The organism is Cognatishimia activa (assembly GCF_017798205.1).
Lineage (GTDB): Bacteria > Pseudomonadota > Alphaproteobacteria > Rhodobacterales > Rhodobacteraceae > Cognatishimia > Cognatishimia activa_A.
The window spans coordinates 2223301-2243055 of record NZ_CP060010.1 but is presented as its reverse complement, the minus strand read 5'-3'; the positions used below and the strand labels follow the sequence as shown (position 1 = coordinate 2243055).

Below are 19755 nucleotides of genomic sequence, written 5' to 3'. Positions count from 1 at the left end.
TTGTCCTATTCTTTCTGCTGACCCCGAGATAATCCGGCGCAGACTCCGGTCAAGCGGTGACCCATGTCAATTCTGCATCGCCGCTGGATCAGGCAGACAACCGCGCCTCAATCTCAGCCACAGCGCGCGCCACGGCATCCTCAATCGAGAGATCGCTTGTGTCGATCAGAATGGCGTCGTCTGCGGCCTTCAACGGAGCCTCTGCACGGTTCATATCCCGCTCATCGCGCGCTTTGACATCGGCCAAGACCTCTTCGCGGGTATCGCTGTGACCCTTGGCTGCAAGCTCAAGATACCGCCGCTCGGCCCGCACCTCAGCGCTGGCAGTCACAAAGAGCTTGGCCTCGGCATCTGGGCAGATCACCGTGCCGATATCGCGCCCATCCAACACCGCTCCGCCTGCGCGGCGGGCAAAGGATTGTTGGAACGCCACCAAAGCGGCGCGCACCTCGGCGATCACTGCCACTTTGGACGCTGCTTGCGCCACCTCTGGCGTGCGCAGGTTGTCGGCCTCCAGATCTTCAGCGGTCAAAGCCTCAGCCGCGGCAATTGCCTCGGCACCCACCAGAACCTTAGCCCCAACCGCACGATACAAAAGCCCCGTGTCCAGATGCGCAAATCCGAAATGCGCGGCGACCGCCTTGGAAATCGTGCCTTTGCCCGCCGCAGCAGGCCCGTCTATCGCGACGGTAAAGCTCATGCGTTCGTGCGCACGATTTGCGCGCCAAGATTGCCCATCAGGTTCTCAAAGATCGGGAAAGACGTCGCGATTGGCCCGCCGTCATCCACAGAGACCGGTTTCTGCGCGGCCATGCCCATCACCATGAAGCTCATGGCAATCCGGTGATCGAGCTGGCTTTCGCAAGTGCCGCCGCCCGGTACATTGCCGTGACCCAGACCTTTGACGATCCACCAATCTTCTCCCTCTTCGACCTCAACGCCATTGGCGCGAAGCCCTTTGGCCATCGCATCAATACGGTCGCTTTCCTTCACACGCAGCTCTTTGACGCCCTTCATGACCGTATCGCCTTGGGCAAAAGAGGCCACCACAGACAACACGGGATATTCGTCAATCATGCTCGCCGCGCGCGCCGGATCAACGTCGATACCCTTCAGGTCCGGCGAGAATTTCGCCCGCAGATCGGCAACAGGCTCGCCACCCTCTTCGCGCTCGTTCTCAAAGGTCAGATCCGCGCCCATTTCCTGCAACGTGGTAAAGAGCCCAGCGCGCGTCGGGTTGAGGCCAATATTGGGCACCAACACATCAGAGCCCGGTGTGATCAAAGCCGCACAGACAGGGAAAGCCGCTGAAGACGGATCGCGCGGCACCGCGATCTCTTGCGCGACCAATTCCGGTTGACCCGTCAGAGTGATCTCACGTCCCTCATCAGTGTCGCGCACAGAAATCTCCGCGCCAAAACCAGCCAGCATCCGTTCGGTATGATCACGTGTCGCTTCTTTCTCGATCACCACCGTCTGCCCCGGCGCATTCAACGCCGCCAAAAGAACCGCAGACTTCACCTGCGCCGAGGGCACAGGCGTCGTATAGCGCACCGGCACCGGCTCTTTCGCGCCTACGATTGTCATAGGCAAACGCCCCCCAGTGCGACCTACAGACTGCGCGCCAAACAAGGCAATCGGATCGGTAACCCGCGCCATCGGTCGTTTGTTCAGGGACGCATCCCCCGTGAATGTCGCCGTGATCCCCGTGGTCGCCATGCACCCCATAATCAGACGCACGCCAGTACCCGAGTTACCACAGTCAATCACCTGATCAGGCTCGGCAAAGCCTCCGACACCTACGCCGAACACAGACCAGTCTCCGCCGCCATGATCGACAACCTCTGCCCCAAAGGCGCGCATCGCCTTGGCGGTGTCAATCACGTCTTCGCCTTCCAAAAGCCCCGAGATCTTGGTCTCGCCCACGGCCAAAGCGCCCAAAATCAAAGACCGATGCGAAATCGACTTATCACCCGGCACAATCGCCTCGCCTTTCAGCGGGCCGCAGGGACGAGAGGTCATTGGGATCGGGGTGCCATGTCCGGACATTCGGGTCTTCCTTGTTCCAAGTCAGGCAAGCTGTTAGCGCAGAACATTCCCGGCGTCCATGACCAAGCCAAGATTTCATCTTGCCGCAAGTACTTCAGGGTGAATGGGAGGGATAGCCCGCAATCCCGCACAAAGAGGCAAAGCCCCTGCCCGCCTAAACCCTGCGGAATGTCAGGTAATGCGCAGTCCGGCCTTCGCGAAATGCCTTCTGCTCATAGCGAGTCGAAATCCAGTCGCCCCAAGGCTGCCGCCAGTCCTCCGCCGTCTCGGCCAACCATTCAAAGCCGGCCTTAGGCACCTCTTGCAGGGTCTGACGTACGTAGTCAGGAATATCAGTCGCCACCCGCAAGATCGCGCCGGGTTTCATAACCCCATGCAAAGGAACTAGGTGCTCTTGTGTCACAAAGCGACGCCGATGGTGACGTTTCTTCGGCCACGGATCGGGATAGAGCAAAAAGGCTTTGGACACGGACTCCGGCGGCAACACATCAAACATATCCCGCGCGTCGCCCGGATGGATGCGGATATTCTCGGCCCCTGCTTCGCGGATCTTGCCCAGGAGCATGGCGACGCCGTTGATATAGGGTTCACAGCCGATGAACCCGACATCGGGGTTCTGAGTGGCCTGATGAATCATATGCTCGCCGCCACCAAAGCCGATTTCCAGCCATAGATCGCGGTCTCCAAACAACCCTTCCAGATCCAAAGCCTCGCGCTCTGGATTGTCTTCCCAGCTCACCTTGCCCGGCGACAGAGCCGCCAGATCCTCATCCAGCCACGCCTCTTGAGACTTGCGCAGCCCCTTGCCTTTGAAGCGGCCGTAGAAATTCCGCCAAGGCGCGCCAGAGGGGTGAGTTTTGGATATATCAGATGGGTTTGACATAAAGGTTCCATAGGTTTTGCTGCGCGCCCTCTGCCGTATGGACGCGTCATGTGCAAGCCTTTCGTGACGATTATTCGCTGCGCAAGACGCCCGCCAAGGTCAGCTCGACCCGTGTTGGGTACCAGTTGTCGCTGTTTGGGATGCCTTTGCTTTTCACCGCGAACTCAGCATCCACCCCGCGCGAAATCATATAGGTGAGGTCTTCGTGGAACTCGCGCTGGGTGTCTTCAAAGACCCATTCAGAGAACTCGAACGGTGTGTCCCAGCCATCCTGCTCGCGCCATTGCTCGTAGTAGCTCTGCATATTGGCCGCGCTCCAGAAGGGTTGGTGGAACCCTAACTTAGACCCTAAGGTCATCTGACGCTTTTGGCCTGCCAGAAAAACGCGGACGCAGGAACTCGCGCATTCCCCATGCACGATGGTGTCCAGCCCGAAATCAATCACGATCCGCGCCATCTCGCGCCCGGCCCAAACGCTGCCTCCGCTGCTGTTGAGTTCGAGCACGCGCAAACTTTCGTTGGCGCGCAACACCGCCAAAAGGTGGTCCACGTCGTCGGATTCAATTTCGGAGTTTACCCTCGTCTCGGTGTCATAGACCAAAGTCGTGCCACGCACTTCGAACTTGGGCGGCAGGTCGCCATGGCTTTCGGCAACGGCATGAGTGGCCAAAAGAGTGGCAAAAACAACAAATAAACTACGCAATTCAGATCCTCCGGCGTGCTCTTCAGAGCTAGCGCAGCAAGCGAGAGCTGCCAAGGCGGCAAAGAAAAAGGCCGCCAGTTTGGCGACCTTTGTGTCTCTTTCGTCAAGGCGATGTGCTTAGACGGCAGCTTTCAGCGCTGTCACCAGATCGTCTTTTTCCCAGCTGAACCCGCCGTCCGCGTCCGGCGTACGACCAAAGTGGCCATAGGCTGCGGTGCGCTGATAGATCGGCTTGTTCAGACCCAGATGCTGGCGGATGCCGCGCGGCGTGAGATCCATCACGGAGGCCACAGCTGCTTCGATCGCAGCATCAGCCACGTTGCCGGTGCCATGGGTGTCCGCATAGATCGACAGCGGTTTGGACACGCCAATCGCATATGACAGCTGGATCGTGCAGCGATCTGCCATGCCTGCAGCCACGACGTTCTTGGCCAGATAGCGCGCAGCGTAAGCCGCAGAACGGTCAACCTTGGTTGGATCTTTACCAGAGAACGCACCGCCACCGTGAGGTGCCGCGCCGCCATAAGTATCCACGATGATCTTACGGCCCGTCAGACCCGCGTCCCCGTCAGGGCCGCCGATGACGAATTTGCCGGTTGGGTTCACGTGCCATTCGGTCTCGGCAGACAGCCAGCCCTCTGGCAGAACTTCTTCGATATAAGGTGCAACAATGGCGCGGATGTCTTCGCTGCTCAGCGCTTCATCAAGGTGCTGCGTGGAGAGAACCACAGACGACACGCCCACAGGCTTGCCATCGCGATAAACAACGGAAAGTTGAGATTTCGCGTCCGGGCCCAGCGCAGGCTCTTGGCCGGATTTGCGCACCTCGGCCAGACGGCGCAGGATCGCATGGGAATACTGGATCGGAGCCGGCATAAGCGCGTCGGTTTCGTTGGTCGCGTAGCCGAACATAATGCCCTGGTCGCCCGCGCCTTCGTCTTTATCCGCGGCCGCATCCACGCCCTGTGCGATATGCGCAGATTGTTCGTGCAGCAGGTTCGTGACCTCTACGGTCTCGTGGTGGAATTTGTCTTGCTCATAGCCAATGTCTTTGATGCAAGCGCGGGTGATCGCGTCGATCTTGCCCATGTAATCTTTGAGTTTGTCCGGATCAGACAAGCCCACCTCACCGCCAATAACAACGCGGTTTGTGGTGGCAAAGGTCTCTGCTGCAACGCGCGCCTCGGGTTCCTCGGCGAGGAAAGCGTCAAGGACGGCATCGGAAATGCGGTCGCAGACCTTGTCTGGGTGTCCTTCCGAAACGGACTCGGAAGTGAACGTGTAATTCTGTCGTGCCATGAAGTGCTCCATTGAGAAATCTAACCGCCACGTCAGGAAGCCGTTGTGGCGGCGGTGATATCAACGGGACTTAGGCGGGGTTGACCATGCGGTCAAGCGAATTCGCGGGGGCGGACGGTGATGTATCCCAGAAGCACCAGGATCAGAAATGCCAAAACAGGCGCGTCTCCTACCCAGGCATAGAGCGTTTGCGGCAAAGGATCCTGGCGGCGTACATCTAGATATCCCGCTTCATTCATCGGCAATTGCGCCACGATCCGACCGCGTGCATCGATCATGGCCGAGACACCCGTATTGGCTGCCCGCACCATCGGCAGGCCCATTTCCATCGCCCGCATCTGCGCCTGAACGAGGTGCTGATAGGGGCCCGAGAACGTCCCAAACCACGCATCATTGGTGATCTGCATCAGCATATTGGCTCGGATCTGACTGGCGCGCACATCTTGCGGGAAAACCACTTCGTAGCAAATCAATGGCAGCGCGAGGCCCAACGGGCCAAGATCCATCAACTCGGCCCCAGCTCCAGGTGAGAAACCATGCCCCTGGCTCGCAGCCATGCCGTAATAGCCAAACCGCGCAAGGAAATCGCCAAACGGCAGATATTCCCCAAAGGGCACAAGGTGGTGCTTGTCATAGATCGCATGGACCTCGCCATCAGATCCGATGAGCGCGGCGGAATTGAAAAGTCGTGGGCCTTCAAAACGGTTCGCTCCGATCACCACGGGGGCCAGTCCGGCGGCCTCGGAGACCTGCGCCAAAAGCTCATCGCCATAGTTCAGGATCTCGGGCAATGATGTCTCAGGCCAAATAGTCAGAGCAATCGGCCCCTCGGCCTCTGCCCGCGTCAGGGCAAGGCCACGCTCAAAGATCTCATCGATCAGGTCTGGATCCCATTTTTCATGTTGCGCTGCGTTGGGTTGTATCAACCGGATCATTGGAGCGTCGTCGCGCGGTGCCATTGGCTCAGGCGCAGGCCAGAGAATGGCGACCACTCCGGCGACAGCGAGGCCTAGGAATGCGAGCCGAAACTGCCCGTGAGAGTTGATCGCCTGCGCAACGGCCCAAGCAATCGCGAGCACAAAGACATTCAACCCATGGGATCCGACCCAGGTGACCACCTGCCCCAAGGCGCTATCAACCATGCCATAAGCAGGCATGCCCCAGGCAAAGCCTGTGAAAACATAGGCGCGGGCCAGTTCCATCAGCGGCAGTGCAAAGATCAAGGCAGAACTTCTGCCCAAGCGACCTGCTCCCCAAAAAGCAGCGGCCCAGAACAACGCAAGCCCGCCAGGCATCAGCGCCAAGGCAACGGGCGCCATCCAGCCATGCTGCTCGGGTTCCACAAGGAAGGGGCTCACAAGCCATTGGAGTGTCAGAAGAAAATAGCCGAACCCAAAGGTCCAACCTTGTGCGGCAGGCGCATCGGTGCCCTTTGTGCGTTCAAAGAAAAGAAAGGCGAACGCAAAGCCAAGAACCGAGACAAGCGCCCATCCGAAGGGCGCTTGTCCCATGGCTGAAATCACGCCCAATATTGCCCAAATACCAAGCCGCCCCCAACGGGGCAGCCCAGCATAGCGCGACACCAGATCAGCCGTCGGCATGGGCATTTTGATCGCTTAGGATCACACGCAGCCGTTTGATGCGGCGCGGATCGGCGTCCACGACTTCGAACTCTGTGCCATCGGGGTGCACAACGACTTCGCCCCGCGCGGGCACACGACCGGCGAGCATAAAGACCAGACCGCCCAGAGTGTCGATCTCTTCTTCGTCGATCTCTTCGTGGTTGGTCAGCGAGCGTCCAATGACCGGCTCAAACTCATCCAGCGGAGATTTCGCCAGCGCCAGATAGCAGCCCGGGCTTTCCTCGCGCCACAGCGCAGCCTCTTCTTGGTCGTGTTCGTCCTCGATCTCTCCGACCACCTGTTCGATCAGATCCTCGATGGTCACAAGCCCGTCCACACCGCCGTATTCGTCAATCACCAAGGCCATGTGACGCCGTTCGGTCTGCATTTTTGTCAGCAGCACACCGATGGGCATGGAGGGCGGCACGAATAGCAGAGGCCGCAGCATTTGGCGCAGTGAAAACCGTCCACCGGATCCATTGAACCCGTGCTTCAGGGCCAAGTCCTTGAGGTGCACAAAGCCCACCGGCGTATCCAGCGTGCCGTCAAAGACCGGCAGTCGCGTAAACCCGCTTTCGCGGAACACATCCACCAGCTCGGCACGTGTCATGGTGACGGGAACCGAGGCGATGTCCACTTTGGGCACGGCCACGTCCTCAACCCGCATGCGACGCAGGTTGATCATCCCATGGGTCTGGGTGCTCGGCTTATCGGTTTGCTGAGGTTCTGCGACCTCGCCCACATCTGCGGGGCTGATCGCTTCGAGGATGCGACGGAAAAACCCGCCGCTTTTATTTAATTCTGGGATCTCGCCCTGCGCGCTCTGCGCTGCGATAGAAGACCCGTCGGTGCTGTCGCCCATTGTACCTTTCCAAATCGGGGAGAAACCCCGTTATCCTTCATAATATGGGTTACTCAACCCTAGTTTGCCAAGTATCTCGACCTCTAAACCCTCCATAAGGGCGGCATCTTTGTCACGAATGTGATCATATCCCAGCAAATGTAGCACGCCGTGAACCAATAGATGTGTGACATGGTCGCGCATTGGCTTGCCTACCGCCTCGGATTCGCGGGCGCAGGTGTCATAGGCGATGGCGATATCGCCGAGTTCTGGGTCGGGGCCTTCGGGCAGATCGGGGTTGCCACCGTCCTCATCAGAGCCGCGTTCCTCTGAGGGCCAAGAAAGGACGTTGGTGGGGGTCGGTTTCTCGCGAAACTCGGCATTCAGATCGGCAATACGCGCATCATCGCAGGCCAGAAGGCTGACCTCCCAGTCATCTCCCAAGCCGAGATGGGCCAGCGTCTGAGCGCAAGCCTGATCGGCCAGCCTCTGCAGGTCCAGATCCTGCCAGCGACTGTCTTCGAATTGGATGTCTACGATCATGTGACTGGCCTCGTGGGGGCTGACTGCCCCCACACCCCCGTGAGTATTTTGCGCAAGATGAAAGCCTAGGCTTTGTCGGCCATGGCGCGTTCAGAATCCGCGTCATAGGCCTTGATGATGGCGGCCACAAGCGGGTGACGGACCACGTCATCTGCGGTGAAATAGTTGAAGCTTATGTTTTTGATGCCGCTCAACAACCTTTCTGCATCACGCAGCCCCGATTGCACGCCGCGGGGCAGGTCAACCTGGCTGCGGTCACCGGTGATCACCATGCGCGAGCCTTCGCCCAGGCGGGTCAGGAACATTTTCATCTGCATGGTGGTGGCGTTTTGCGCCTCGTCCAGCACAACAAAAGCATTCGCCAAGGTGCGGCCCCGCATAAAGGCCAGCGGCGCGATTTCGATCTTTTTCTCTTCGATCAGTTTCGCGAGCTGTTTGCCCGGAAGGAAATCGTTCAGCGCATCATAAAGCGGCTGCATATAGGGGTCGACTTTGTCCTTCATGTCGCCGGGCAGATAGCCGAGCTTTTCACCCGCTTCGACCGCAGGGCGGCTAAGGATGATACGGTCCACATGGCCTCCGATGAACATCGACACACCAACGGCCACGGCGAGATAGGTCTTACCGGTGCCTGCCGGGCCAATGCCGAAGGCCATTTCGTTTTTGAAGAGGTTCTGCACATAGGCCTTTTGTGCATCGGTCCGAGGCTCAACCAGCTTTTTGCGAGTCTTGATCTCGACCTTACCGCCTTTGAAGAGCTCCATCTGGTCGCCGTCCCGCGCTCCGGTGCCTTTTTCCGATCCACCCATGCGCAGCTCGCGATCGATATCCGCGTGCTCAACCGATTTGCCGGTTTCCAAACGTTGATAGAGGGACTGCAGGACCTCGGCCGCTTCTTTTTGATGGGCCTCTTCGCCCAAAATGGCCAGTTGGTTGCCACGGCGAATGATTTGAACCGAGAGCTGCTGCTCTATATCCGCGAGATTGCGGTCATACTCACCGCAAAGGTCGATCAAAAGGCGATTGTCTGGGAACTCGATCAGAACTTCTTTCGATGTTTCCCCAGTGGATGGCGGGGTCAGGGCACTTATGGCCAAGCAGCTCTCCTTTTTCTAAATGGCTCTGAGTCTTAGCCTGCAAATTTTCCAAAAGACCTGCAAGCAGTTGGCGGCAAAATTCACGCCAGAGTTACAAAAAAAGACCGCGAGCGGATGCGCGCGGTCTTTTGGATGATGATCTGTGATCTGGGACCCGATCATAGTTTGTCGTAGTACTTGGACCCTTCTTTGTAGGGGCCGGTTGCCGTATTGGGCGGTGCGATGCCAGAACAGACCGGCTTGCCATAGCGATCCAGCCGCTGGCTGAGGTATCCCTCGAGACCGTCGTCAATAATCCAGTGGTCACAGCCGTTTGGATCGACCCAAATACCGGCCACCAATTGGCTAAGGTGCTTGTCGTCAAACCCCTGATCGATGGTCTTATCGGCAATGTTCTTGCCGCCCTCAAAGGACTCGACACAGCCCGAGACCGCCGTTGCCGCCAGGAGAGCGAGTGCTGTTGATTTCAGTTTCATCGTCGCTCCCCTTAATTCAGACACATGATTTCGACGCGGCGGTTTTCCGCGCGGCCGACGGATGTTTTGTTCGAGGCCCGCGGCATTCGCTCGCCATAGCCCCGCACGTCGACGATATTCGCGCCAGCACTGGTGCCGACATTCGCGACGGTCGCGGCGCGGTTGAAGGAAAGCTTCATATTGCTTTCGTCAGAGCCCCGGCTGTCGGTATGGCCGATGATGATATAGGCGTCCGAGCCGTTCTGCTGAAAGAACTGCGCAAGGCGCGCGCGGCCCTGGCTGGTGATCCGATAGCTGCCAGAGGCAAAGAACTGATCCGCATTCATCATGCCGCAAAGTTTGGAATGGTCGCACACTGGAATGCCATGACGGTTCACATTCGGGGTCATATAGCCCTCTGCGCCGTCGTCCATCACCCAATGCTGACAGCCATCCGGGTCGACCCAGATGGTAGGTTTATATTCCGCGCCTCGGATGGTTTTGGTGCCTTGCGCGACCGCAGTGGTCGCAACGCTGGTGCATGTGATCGCAGCAATTGCGATGCTCCCCAATGCACGGCGCAGGCCGGTTTTAAAATGATCTGCCACGATACTACCCTCACTGTCGCGCGCCACCCGGGCCGCAGCAGCCAAGGGAAGAGCCGACATCATTCATGACAGTACTGTAGCAAATTTTCCGATCATGTGAAGGGAAATCCACAAGATATTGTGGGCGACCATAGAAACCCGCGCAGCGCCAAGAAAATATAGGGAACGGGCTGAAAGGTTAACTTTTGTTACCTTAAACGAGAACGCCACCCAGCGAATTTGCGCTGCTTTCAACGATTCTCACAGCGCGGATATCGCCGACATTCACATCCGCATTTGCCACATGGACCGCGTGCAGATATTCGGACTTGCCGACCATCTGCCCCTCAAGCCGCCCTTTGCGTTCAAACATCACAGAGACCTCGCGGCCCACCATGGACTGCTGGATCTCTTGCTGCTGCTTGGTGATCAGGGCTTGGAGGCGGTAGAGGCGATCCGAGGCCTCTGCGTCATCTACCAGCGGACGTTCCGCTGCAGGCGTGCCGGGGCGCGTGGAATATTTAAAGGAAAACGCCTGACCGTATTTGACCTCTTCGATCAGGGCCATGGTGTCTTGAAAATCTTCTTCGGTCTCTTCTGGGAAGCCAACAATGAAATCACCCGAGATCAGGATATCTGGACGCGCCGCGCGGATGCGCTCGATCAAGCGCAGGTAACTTTCGGCGGTATGGCTGCGGTTCATGCGCTTGAGGATCTTGTCACTGCCCGATTGCACCGGCAGGTGCAGATACGGCATCAGCTTGCTGCATTCACCATGAGCGGCGATCAGATCGTCCTGCATGTCATTGGGGTGGCTGGTGGTAAAGCGGATGCGTTCTAACCCGTCGACCTTGTCAAGTTCCCAGATCAGATCGGCCAGAGACCATGTGCCTCCTTTTGGGCCGTCACCATGATAGGCGTTTACGTTCTGGCCTAAGAGGGTGATCTCGCGCACGCCGCGTTCCACAAGATCGCGCGCTTCGTTCAGGACGCGTTCTGCCGGACGACTGACTTCCGCACCGCGTGTGTAGGGCACCACACAAAAAGCACAGAATTTATCGCAGCCTTCCTGCACGGTTAAGAACGCAGCAGGTGCCCGTTTGGCTTTGCCGCGACCTTTCAGTTTCTCGAATTTATCCTCTTCGGGGAAATCCGTATCCAAGGCCTTTGCCCCGCCACGCGCCTTCTCTTCCATCTCTGGCAGACGGTGATAGGCCTGAGGCCCCACGACCAGATCAACCAAAGGCTGGCGGCGCATGATCTCTTCGCCCTCGGCCTGCGCGACACAGCCTGCGACGCCAATTTTTAGGTCAGGCTTCTCGGCCTTAAGCCCTTTAAAACGGCCCAACTCGGAATAGACCTTCTCGGCCGCCTTCTCGCGAATGTGGCAGGTGTTCAGCAGGATCATATCCGCGTCATCCGGCGTTTCCGTGGTCACATAACCAGCGCCCCCCATAGCCTCGGCCATGCGTTCGCTGTCATAGACATTCATCTGACAGCCATAGGTCTTGATAAAGAGCTTCTTGGGGTCGGCCATGATCTTACCTCTAAAATCCAGAGCGCCTCCCTATACCACGATGCGTGACGCTTGCAATAAGAGGCGATTTCGATCACTTTCAGCAAAAATCAAAAGTAGGCACCGATGCAGTTCACGAGTTTTGCCGAGCTATTGAAATCCGACGCAGGTCTTGTTGCGAAAGGCCCGCTTGCCCTGATCTTTGCCGAAGACGATGTGGAGCTGGACACCACCCTGCGCCACCACAAGGACATCGGGTTCAAGCAAGTGCTGGCCTTTATGCCAAGTGGTTTCAAGCTGGCCCATGATGTCGCCGAGATGGTTATCCGTATCGACATGGAGACCGCGAGCGGCCCTGACATGATCACTGCGGTCAATGAGGTCGCGGAGGCCTGTGCGGGTCAATGGCTCTATTACTGCTTTAACGCCGAATACCTGCTGTTTCCGTTCTGCGAGACGCGCAGCATCGGCGAAATGCTAGCCTTTCACGCCGAAGAGCGCCGCTCGGCGATGCTGACCTATGTGGTCGACCTTTATGCCGAAAACCTGCATCAGCATCGGGACGCGGTGACTATCGAAGGGGCGATGATGGACAAGGCTGGCTATTACGCTTTGGCGCGGCCGGACCCAGAGAACCACAATCACCCCAAAGAACGCCAACTTGATTTCTATGGCGGGCTTCGCTGGCGGTTTGAAGAACACATTCCAAAAGCCAAACGCAAGATCGACAGGATCTCTATTTTCCGAGCCACACCAGGCGTTTACCTGCGTCCGGACTTCACATTCTCAGACGAAGAAATGAACACCTATAGCTGCGCCTGGCACAGCAACCTGACCGCCTCGGTCTGTTCGTTCCGCGCGGCGAAGGCGCTCAAGACCAACGCGGGCTCGACCTATGACATCAAGAGTTTTAAATGGCACAATTCCGTGCCGTTTGAGTGGCACTCTCGTCAGTTGATGGACCTCGGGTTGATGGAGCCGGGTCAGTGGTTCTAACCCCTTTCGGTGCTGCGTAAATGGCGCTTCCAGACACGCTCGTTGCCCGGCTTATTGAAACGGTGAAAACCCACGACCTCACTGGGCGTTTTGCGATGCTCGGGCGTCAAACATGGGTCGGCTCTCGCCGAGGAGCCTCAGCGAAATTACTGTCAAAGGTACTCGAAGAGCACTTGCCCGGCGTGACCGAGGATCAATTGCACAATGCAGACGATGCCTATTCCGAAGCCCTGTTTCATCAACTTGGGTTTTCGCAGGTCGACTCGATCGATTATTCCGATTTTGAGAAGGCATCCATCGTCTGTGACCTGTCCCAAAAACTGCCCAAAGAGCTAGAGGCGCAGTTTGACGTGATCTACGACGGGGGCACGTGCGAGCATATTTTTGACCTTCCCACAGCCTATAAAAATATCGACAAAGCGCTAAAACCCGGAGGGGTTCTGATCGGACAATCCCCGTGCAATAACTGGATAAATCACGGGTTTTATCAGATCTGCCCCGAGATGATCTTTGGCTATTGGCAAAACGCTCGAGGGTACGAGGTTTTGGACGTTCTACTGCAACCGCTCCGCCCTGCCCTTGCCAATCAAACCGCTCGCGTCAGCGACCCGACGCAAACCGGACGCCGCCCGCGCGTTCAAGGCGAGCTGCCCGCCGGGGCGCCTTTGATCATTCACTACGTGGTGCGCAAGCCCCTGACACCAAAGCGCGCCAAACGGGCCTATCAGACCGATTACGTGCAACGTTGGAACGACTGACGTCGCGCTGATCGCTAATTTCTAAGAATGTCAGATTACTTCCGGCGCAGACGCACTACGACGTCGACCTTAGAGATCTCGGCACCCGCTGGTGCTTCTGGCAGTTGGACGATCTTAAGCTGCTCTGCAGGCGCATCGGTTAGAACACGATCATCTTCCCAGAAGAAATGCGGATGGTCGGAAATATTGGTGTCAAAATAGCTTTTAGAGCCATCCACCGTAATTTCCTGCATCAAACCAGCATCGCAAAAGGCGCGCAGAGTATTATACACCGTCGCCAAAGACACGCTTTCACCGACGCCACGGGCATCGTCAAACAGGCTCTCGGCAGTGACATGGCGATCCATTCCGTCACCCACCAGTAAAGACGCAAGCGCAACACGTTGACGCGTCGGGCGCACATCTGCGCTCGCCAGCCATTTGGTTCCATTCTTGATCGCGGTTGGTGTCATTAAAGTGCCTGCCATCTGGTTCACAGCCAATATAAGCCCCGCTGACGCCCCTTTCAATTGAAAATGCGTCGCAAAGACAGGTGTTGCACCCTCAGTGTCACCTTGCAGCCCCATGGCATGCAGTGCTAGACGGAAATGAAGACACAGAATGACAAGAAAGGGGCATGCCTCTATGGCCGATTATCCAAGCAGCTTTGACAAAGAGGACCTCCTGAAATGCGCCCGCGGCGAATTATTCGGCGAAGGGAATGCACAGCTGCCTGCTCCTCCGATGCTGATGATGGATCGGATCACGGATATTTCCGGCGACGGCGGCCTGCATGGCAAAGGCCATGTGGTGGCGGAATTCGACATCACGCCGGACCTCTGGTTCTTTGACTGCCACTTCCCAGGTAATCCGATCATGCCAGGCTGTCTGGGTCTGGATGGTTTGTGGCAGCTGACCGGTTTCAACCTTGGCTGGCGCGGCTGGCAAGGGCGCGGATATGCGCTTGGTGTTGGCGAAGTCAAACTAACCGGCATGGTGCGCCCGGATCGCAAAATGCTGACCTATAAGGTGGATTTCACCAAAGCCGTGCAAACCCGCCGTCTGACAATGGGCGTCGCGGATGGTATTGTAGAGGCCGACGGAGAGGTTATCTATCAAGTCACAGGCATGAAAGTCGCCCTGTCCGAAAGCTAAGCCCACCCCGGCACAAATTCAGGAGTACGCATATGCGTCGAGTCGTCGTCACTGGTTTGGGCATCGTCAGCTCAATCGGCAATAACGCAGAAGAAGTCATCGCCAGCCTAAAGGCAGGTAAATCCGGCATCGAAGCCAGCCCCGAGATGGTGGAACACGGGTTCCGCTCTCAGGTGGCGGGTACGTTGAAAATCGACGTCAGCGAACATGTCGACAAACGCACCCTCCGTTTCATGGGGCCGGGCGCGGCCTATGCCCATATTGCGATGTCTCAGGCCATCGCGGATGCTGGCCTGTCTGAGGAGCATGTGGTCAACGAACGCACTGGCCTCGTGGCAGGCTCTGGCGGGCCGTCGACCTCGGCCATGCTGACTGCGCACCAGACCGTTGCGAAAACCGGCGCGACCAAGCGCATTGGGCCATTCGCCGTGCCAAAATGCATGAGCTCGACCATTTCGGCAAACCTCGCGACGGCCTTTAAAATCAAAGGCATCAACTATTCGATCACCTCGGCCTGCTCGACATCCCTGCACTGCATCGGCAATGCGGCGGAGCAAATCATGATGGGCAAACAGGACGTCATGTTTGCAGGCGGCGGTGAGGAACTGGACTGGACGCTCTCTTGCCTCTTTGACGCCATGGGCGCGATGTCCAGCAAGAAAAACGACGATCCGACCAAAGCATCACGCGCCTTTGACCAAGACCGCGACGGCTTCGTCATCACCGGCGGCGGTGGCATCGTGGTGCTTGAAGATCTCGACCACGCTCTGGCCCGCGGTGCCAAGATCTACGCCGAAGTCACGGGTTTCGCCGCAACCTCTGACGGCCACGACATGGTCGCCCCCTCCGGCGAAGGCGGCGAGCGCGCGATGCGTCTGGCGCTGCAGACTCTGCCTGAGGGGCGCAAAGTCAGCTATATCAACGCCCACGGCACCTCGACCCCTGTCGGCGATGTCGGCGAAGTCGAAGCGGTCCGCCGTGTATTCGGCGAGGGTAATGTGCCTCCGATCAGCTCGACCAAATCCATGACCGGCCACGGTCAGGGCGCGGCCGGCGCGATGGAGGCGATCTTCTGCCTCTTGATGCTGGACAATGACTTCATCACCCCGTCGATCAACGTGGAAACCCTCGCCGATGGCATCAACGAAGGCGAAATCGCCACAAGCCTCGTGGAAAACGCAGGGCTTGATAGCGTGATGACCAACAGCTTTGGCTTTGGCGGTACCAACGGGTCGATGATCATGTCGAAATACACCGGCTAACCCACTGATTTAGCAACAAGACAACTTTAAGGGACGAAAGATATGTCTGACCTGCTCAAAGGAAAACGCGGCCTGATTATGGGCGTCGCCAACGATCGCTCGATCGCTTGGGGCATTGCAAAAGCTATGCATGAAGCCGGCGCGGAGCTGGCCTTCACCTATCAGGGCGAGGCCTTTGGCAAACGCCTTGCGCCTCTGGCAGAAAGCCTTGGTAGCGACTTTATGGTCGATGTGGATGTGACGGATGATGCGTCCTTGGATGCAGCGTTTGATCAGCTGGGCCAGCGCTGGGACAACATCGACTTTGTCGTCCACGCGATTGCCTATTCAGACAAGAACGAGTTGACAGGCCGGTTCTTGGACACCTCGCGCGCGAACTTCAAGAACTCCATGGACATCTCGGCCTATAGCCTGATCGAAGTCGCCCGTCGTGCCCATCCTTTGATGAAGCACCAAGGCGGGACGATCCTGACCCTGACCTATCAGGGCTCTAACCGTGTGACGCCCTTCTACAACGTCATGGGTGTTGCGAAAGCCGCGCTTGAGGCGGCAACGCGCTATCTAGCAAACGACCTTGGCCCAGAAGGCATCCGCGTGAACGCGATCTCTCCGGGTCCGATGAAAACACTGGCAGGCGCTGCGATTGGCGGGGCACGCAAGACCTTCCGTCAGACCGAATCCAACGCGCCGATGCGTGCAAATGCGACATTGGAAGCGGTCGGTGGAACTGCGGTTTATCTGGCGTCCGAAGCCGGGGCCTGCACAACTGGTGAGATCATCCGCGTGGATGGTGGTTATCACGTTCTGGGCATGCCGCAGCCGGAAAACCTCTAGGTTTCATAGACATCTAAAAAGCAAAAAGCCGGGCATATCACCCGGCTTTTTCTGTTCTGAACGAAATACTTAGCAGCAGCCGCAGCTTTTCTCTTCGCCACCCGCCGCAACCGGCGCGCCGATGCTGACCAGCTTCAAGGCAAAGGTCAGATCCTTGCCCGCGAGCATATGGTTTGCGTCCAGCGTGACGGTATCGTCGGTGATATTCACGACCGTCACAGGGATTACATCACCCGCCTGCCCCTGCATCTGTAGCATCATGCCCAGCTCCAGAGGGATCTCGTCCGGGATCTGCTCACGCGGCACATCCTGCATCATGGCTGGGTTGATCGGGCCATAAGCGTCTTCGCATGGAATGTGGATCGTCTTTTCTTCGCCGACGCTCATGCCGGTCACACCGTCATCAAAACCCTTGATGACCTGCCCAGACCCCAGAGTGAACGCCAGCGGATCGCGGCCCTCGCTGCTGTCAAAGGTGCTGCCGTCATCCAGCGTGCCGGTGTAGTGGATCTGTACGTTGTCGCCCGCTTTGGCGAGCTGTTTTGCGTCACTCATGGTCTGTCCAATCTGTTCTCAGACGTCCCCGTGACCTCTGACGCGCCTCCCCTATCGGGAAAAATCCCGTGATGCAAATCGCCCTGCATTGACTTCACGCTGCAAGGGATCATTCTGGCCGCAACGGAGGATCTCATATGCCCATTAAAGCTTGCGTTTTTGACGCCTATGGCACGCTGTTTGACGTCGCCGCTGCCGCACGTGAAGCGGCCCAGGAACCGGGGCGCGAAGCATTTGCCACCCATTGGCCCAAGGTCGCAAATGACTGGCGCTTGAAACAGCTGCAATACACTTGGCTGCGTGCCATCACAGGCGCCCATACGGATTTCTGGCAAGTGACCCAGGAGGGCTTGGACTGGGCGCTGGAGGCCTCTGGCCTCGCTGAGCCCGCGCTGCGCGAACGGCTTTTACAACTTTATTGGGAACTCTCGGCTTATCCAGAGGTGCCAACGATGCTGAAAACCCTGAAAGATCAGGAGTTTGAGACGGCGATCCTGTCCAATGGATCGCCTGATATGCTGAATGGTGCCGTCGACAGTGCTGGGATCGGCAATGTGCTCGATGACGTTCTTAGTGTAGAAAGCGTGGGTATCTTTAAACCAGACGCCTCGGTCTATGAGCTTGTGACAAACCGCTTTAATTGCGCGCGCGACGAGGTGCTCTTTGTATCCTCTAACGGTTGGGACGCGGCGGGGGCTGCAGGCTTTGGCTTCACCACTGTCTGGGTCAACCGCGCAGGCGAACCGATGGACCGCTTGCCTTGGACCCCGCATCATGTTCTGTCTGACCTCACCACAATTCCAGATTTAGCGAGGGCCTGATGGCCAATTTTCAAACTTCTGACGGGGTCACAATTTTCTATACCGATGAGGGCACCGAAGAGGCCCCCGTCCTCTGCCTCTCGGGCCTGACACGTAATTCCACCGATTTCAGCTACATCGACGGCCATCTGCCCGGCGCGCGGCTGATCAAGATGGACTATCGCGGGCGTGGCAAATCTGATTGGGTCGAGGATTTCACCACCTATTCCGTCTCGCGCGAAGCCCAAGACGCGATTGAGCTGATGGATCATCTGGGTCTTGAGAGGTTCGCAATCTTAGGCACTTCGCGCGGCGGGCTAATTGCGATGACGCTTGGAGCAATGTGTATGGATCGTCTGATCGGCGTTGCGATGAACGACATCGGGCCGGAACTCGACACAGCGGGTCTCTCGGCCATCATGGGCTATCTGGGCCGCCCGCCCGTGTGGAAAACCTATGCCGAAGCCGCGGCCGTGCGGTCAAGCGTCATGGCAGGTTTTGCCAATGTGCCCGACAGCCGCTGGCGCGAAGAAGTCGAGAAACAGCACCACCAGACACCGAACGGCCTGATCAACACCTATGACCCCAAGCTGCGCGACGCGGTCGAGGCCGCCAGCCTGCAAGCAGTGCCGGACCTCTGGCCCTTTTTTACAGCCTTCGCGCATCTACCTGTGGCCCTGATCCGAGGCGCGAACTCCGACCTTTTGTCCGCGACCGCCTTTGAGCGCATGCAAAAGGAACTGCCCGATGCTCTGGCCGTCACCGTAGCAGATCGCGGTCATATCCCCTTTCTGGATGAACCAGAAGCGCTGGACACCCTGCGCGATTGGATTGCGAGGCTCACATGAACATAGACATGATCGAAGCCGCCGCCCAGCGGCTCAAGGGCCACGCAAGACGCACACCGCTTCTGTCGTCGCCATTCTTGGACGAGATCGCCGGACGGCATGTTTTCGTGAAACCTGAAAACCTGCAGCACACCGGATCATTCAAATTTCGCGGCGGATGGTCTGCGGTCTCAGCGCTCAGCGACGCGCAGAGAAAACAGGGCGTCATTGCCTTCTCTTCGGGCAATCACGCGCAGGGCGTGGCATCTGCGGCAGCGGCGCACGGCGTGAAAGCCGTGATCGTCATGCCAGCCGATGCGCCTCAGATTAAAATCGACAACACCCGTGCTTTGGGCGCAGACGTGGTCCTTTATGACCGCGCCGGGGGCGAAAGCCGCGAAGAGGCTGCTGAGGCATACACCAAAGCTGGCATGATCCTGATCCGCCCCTATGACGACGCTCAGGTCATCGCAGGCCAAGGCACCACTGGCCTTGAGATTGCCGAACAAGCGGCGGAGGTCGGCATTAATGCGGCAGAGGTTTTGATCTGTACAGGCGGCGGTGGCTTGTCTGCGGGAATTTCCTTGGCACTAGAAGCCAAAGCGCCAAAGATGAAAGTGCGCACCTGCGAGCCACAAGGGTTTGACGACGTGCGCATCTCGCTCGAAACCGGTGCGATCACGGCCCACAATAGCCCGGCAAAAGGCCTCTGTGACGCAATCCTCACGCCTGCGCCCGGTGAGATGACCTTCCCTATCCTCCACCGCCTCGCAGGCCAAGGCATCGCGGTCTCTGATGAAGAGGCCAAACGCGCCATGGCATTGGCCTTCAACCGCCTCAAAATCGTGCTGGAACCCGGCGGCGCGGTGTCGCTTGCGGCGGCGCTCTTTCATGGCGACGCGCTCGCGATGGACACCGCCATCGCCGTCACCACCGGCGGCAACGTCGACCCTGCGCTCTTTACCCAAGTCCTTCAGACCTACGGATAGATCCC

Annotated in this window: 22 protein-coding genes and 1 riboswitch; of the genes, 8 read left to right on the top strand and 14 right to left on the bottom strand. The window is 57.9% G+C overall.

Annotation, left to right across the window (positions count from 1 at the left end; translation table 11 throughout):
* Positions 1–88: 88 nt before the first annotated feature.
* From cmk to miaB, 12 genes are all read right to left on the bottom strand, one after another.
* On the bottom strand, positions 89–700 hold the full coding sequence (cmk, locus tag HZ995_RS10975) for a (d)CMP kinase (RefSeq protein ID WP_209355694.1): 612 nt from the start codon (positions 698–700) through the stop codon (positions 89–91).
* Positions 697–2049 (bottom strand): 3-phosphoshikimate 1-carboxyvinyltransferase, encoded by a 1353-nt coding sequence (gene aroA, locus HZ995_RS10970; protein WP_209355693.1) that lies wholly within the window; start codon positions 2047–2049, stop codon positions 697–699. Before aroA ends, cmk begins: the two co-directional genes overlap by 4 nt.
* Positions 2050–2203: 154 nt before the next feature.
* Positions 2204–2932, bottom strand: a complete 729-nt coding sequence (gene trmB / locus HZ995_RS10965) for a tRNA (guanosine(46)-N7)-methyltransferase TrmB (RefSeq protein WP_209355692.1) — start codon at positions 2930–2932, stop codon at positions 2204–2206.
* A 70-nt stretch (positions 2933–3002) separates the two neighbouring features.
* The gene (locus HZ995_RS10960; RefSeq protein ID WP_245168650.1) at positions 3003–3635 is read right to left on the bottom strand and encodes a hypothetical protein; all 633 of its coding nucleotides are present in this window, start codon (positions 3633–3635) and stop codon (positions 3003–3005) included.
* A 117-nt stretch (positions 3636–3752) separates the two neighbouring features.
* A complete protein-coding gene (gene metK, locus HZ995_RS10955) occupies positions 3753–4934 on the bottom strand; it encodes a methionine adenosyltransferase (RefSeq protein ID WP_209355691.1) in 1182 nt (393 codons plus the stop codon).
* Between the two features lie 4 nt (positions 4935–4938).
* A riboswitch (SAM-SAH riboswitch) is annotated at positions 4939–4989 on the bottom strand.
* Positions 4990–5026: 37 nt separating this feature from the next.
* Positions 5027–6541: an apolipoprotein N-acyltransferase gene (gene lnt, locus HZ995_RS10950; RefSeq protein ID WP_245168649.1), complete on the bottom strand. Its 1515-nt coding sequence runs from the start codon at positions 6539–6541 to the stop codon at positions 5027–5029.
* Positions 6522–7418, bottom strand: coding sequence for a hemolysin family protein (locus HZ995_RS10945; RefSeq protein ID WP_209355690.1), 897 nt, complete (start codon positions 7416–7418; stop codon positions 6522–6524). Before HZ995_RS10945 ends, lnt begins: the two co-directional genes overlap by 20 nt.
* Before the next feature lie 30 nt (positions 7419–7448).
* Entirely contained in the window at positions 7449–7940 is a 492-nt protein-coding gene (ybeY, locus tag HZ995_RS10940; RefSeq protein ID WP_209355689.1) for an rRNA maturation RNase YbeY, read from the bottom strand.
* A 65-nt stretch (positions 7941–8005) separates the two neighbouring features.
* The gene (locus HZ995_RS10935; RefSeq protein WP_209355688.1) at positions 8006–9037 is read right to left on the bottom strand and encodes a PhoH family protein; all 1032 of its coding nucleotides are present in this window, start codon (positions 9035–9037) and stop codon (positions 8006–8008) included.
* Between the two features lie 158 nt (positions 9038–9195).
* On the bottom strand, positions 9196–9513 hold the full coding sequence (locus HZ995_RS10930) for a hypothetical protein (protein WP_209355687.1): 318 nt from the start codon (positions 9511–9513) through the stop codon (positions 9196–9198).
* Positions 9514–9524: 11 nt separating this feature from the next.
* Positions 9525–10100, bottom strand: coding sequence for an OmpA family protein (locus HZ995_RS10925; RefSeq protein WP_245168648.1), 576 nt, complete (start codon positions 10098–10100; stop codon positions 9525–9527).
* Positions 10101–10293: 193 nt separating this feature from the next.
* Positions 10294–11616, bottom strand: coding sequence for a tRNA (N6-isopentenyl adenosine(37)-C2)-methylthiotransferase MiaB (gene miaB, locus HZ995_RS10920; RefSeq protein ID WP_209355686.1), 1323 nt, complete (start codon positions 11614–11616; stop codon positions 10294–10296).
* 105 nt (positions 11617–11721) lie between these two features.
* Between miaB and HZ995_RS10915 the strand changes: the two genes are divergently transcribed.
* On the top strand, positions 11722–12591 hold the full coding sequence (locus HZ995_RS10915) for a hypothetical protein (protein WP_209355685.1): 870 nt from the start codon (positions 11722–11724) through the stop codon (positions 12589–12591).
* A 20-nt stretch (positions 12592–12611) separates the two neighbouring features.
* Complete coding sequence (locus HZ995_RS10910; protein WP_209355684.1) at positions 12612–13349, top strand: class I SAM-dependent methyltransferase; 738 nt, start codon at positions 12612–12614, stop codon at positions 13347–13349.
* 35 nt (positions 13350–13384) lie between these two features.
* Here HZ995_RS10910 and irr read toward each other — a convergent pair whose 3' ends face one another.
* Complete coding sequence (irr, locus tag HZ995_RS10905) at positions 13385–13801, bottom strand: Fur family transcriptional regulator Irr (RefSeq protein WP_209358245.1); 417 nt, start codon at positions 13799–13801, stop codon at positions 13385–13387.
* Positions 13802–13973: 172 nt separating this feature from the next.
* Here irr and fabA point away from each other — a divergent pair, with 172 nt between their 5' ends.
* The 3 genes from fabA to HZ995_RS10890 are packed head-to-tail and all read left to right on the top strand — an operon-like array spanning position 13974 to position 16579.
* Positions 13974–14483 (top strand): bifunctional 3-hydroxydecanoyl-ACP dehydratase/trans-2-decenoyl-ACP isomerase, encoded by a 510-nt coding sequence (gene fabA, locus HZ995_RS10900; RefSeq protein ID WP_209358244.1) that lies wholly within the window; start codon positions 13974–13976, stop codon positions 14481–14483.
* Between the two features lie 32 nt (positions 14484–14515).
* Complete coding sequence (fabB, locus tag HZ995_RS10895; RefSeq protein ID WP_209355683.1) at positions 14516–15745, top strand: beta-ketoacyl-ACP synthase I; 1230 nt, start codon at positions 14516–14518, stop codon at positions 15743–15745.
* A 42-nt stretch (positions 15746–15787) separates the two neighbouring features.
* The gene (locus HZ995_RS10890) at positions 15788–16579 is read left to right on the top strand and encodes an enoyl-ACP reductase FabI (protein WP_209355682.1); all 792 of its coding nucleotides are present in this window, start codon (positions 15788–15790) and stop codon (positions 16577–16579) included.
* Positions 16580–16648: 69 nt separating this feature from the next.
* On the opposite strand, the gene HZ995_RS10885 is transcribed toward HZ995_RS10890, so the two are convergent.
* The gene (locus HZ995_RS10885; protein ID WP_209355681.1) at positions 16649–17134 is read right to left on the bottom strand and encodes an FKBP-type peptidyl-prolyl cis-trans isomerase; all 486 of its coding nucleotides are present in this window, start codon (positions 17132–17134) and stop codon (positions 16649–16651) included.
* Positions 17135–17271: 137 nt separating this feature from the next.
* Between HZ995_RS10885 and HZ995_RS10880 the strand changes: the two genes are divergently transcribed.
* Genes HZ995_RS10880 through HZ995_RS10870 form a run of 3 tightly spaced genes read left to right on the top strand, consistent with a single transcriptional unit; the run spans position 17272 to position 19750 of the window.
* A complete protein-coding gene (locus tag HZ995_RS10880; protein ID WP_209355680.1) occupies positions 17272–17955 on the top strand; it encodes a haloacid dehalogenase type II in 684 nt (227 codons plus the stop codon).
* Positions 17955–18782 carry an alpha/beta fold hydrolase gene (locus tag HZ995_RS10875; RefSeq protein WP_209355679.1) on the top strand — a complete coding sequence of 276 codons (828 nt, stop codon included), beginning with the start codon at positions 17955–17957 and terminating at the stop codon, positions 18780–18782. Before HZ995_RS10880 ends, HZ995_RS10875 begins: the two co-directional genes overlap by 1 nt.
* A complete protein-coding gene (locus HZ995_RS10870) occupies positions 18779–19750 on the top strand; it encodes a threonine ammonia-lyase (protein ID WP_209355678.1) in 972 nt (323 codons plus the stop codon). The genes HZ995_RS10875 and HZ995_RS10870 overlap by 4 nt, the downstream gene beginning before the upstream one ends.
* Positions 19751–19755 lie beyond the last annotated feature (5 nt).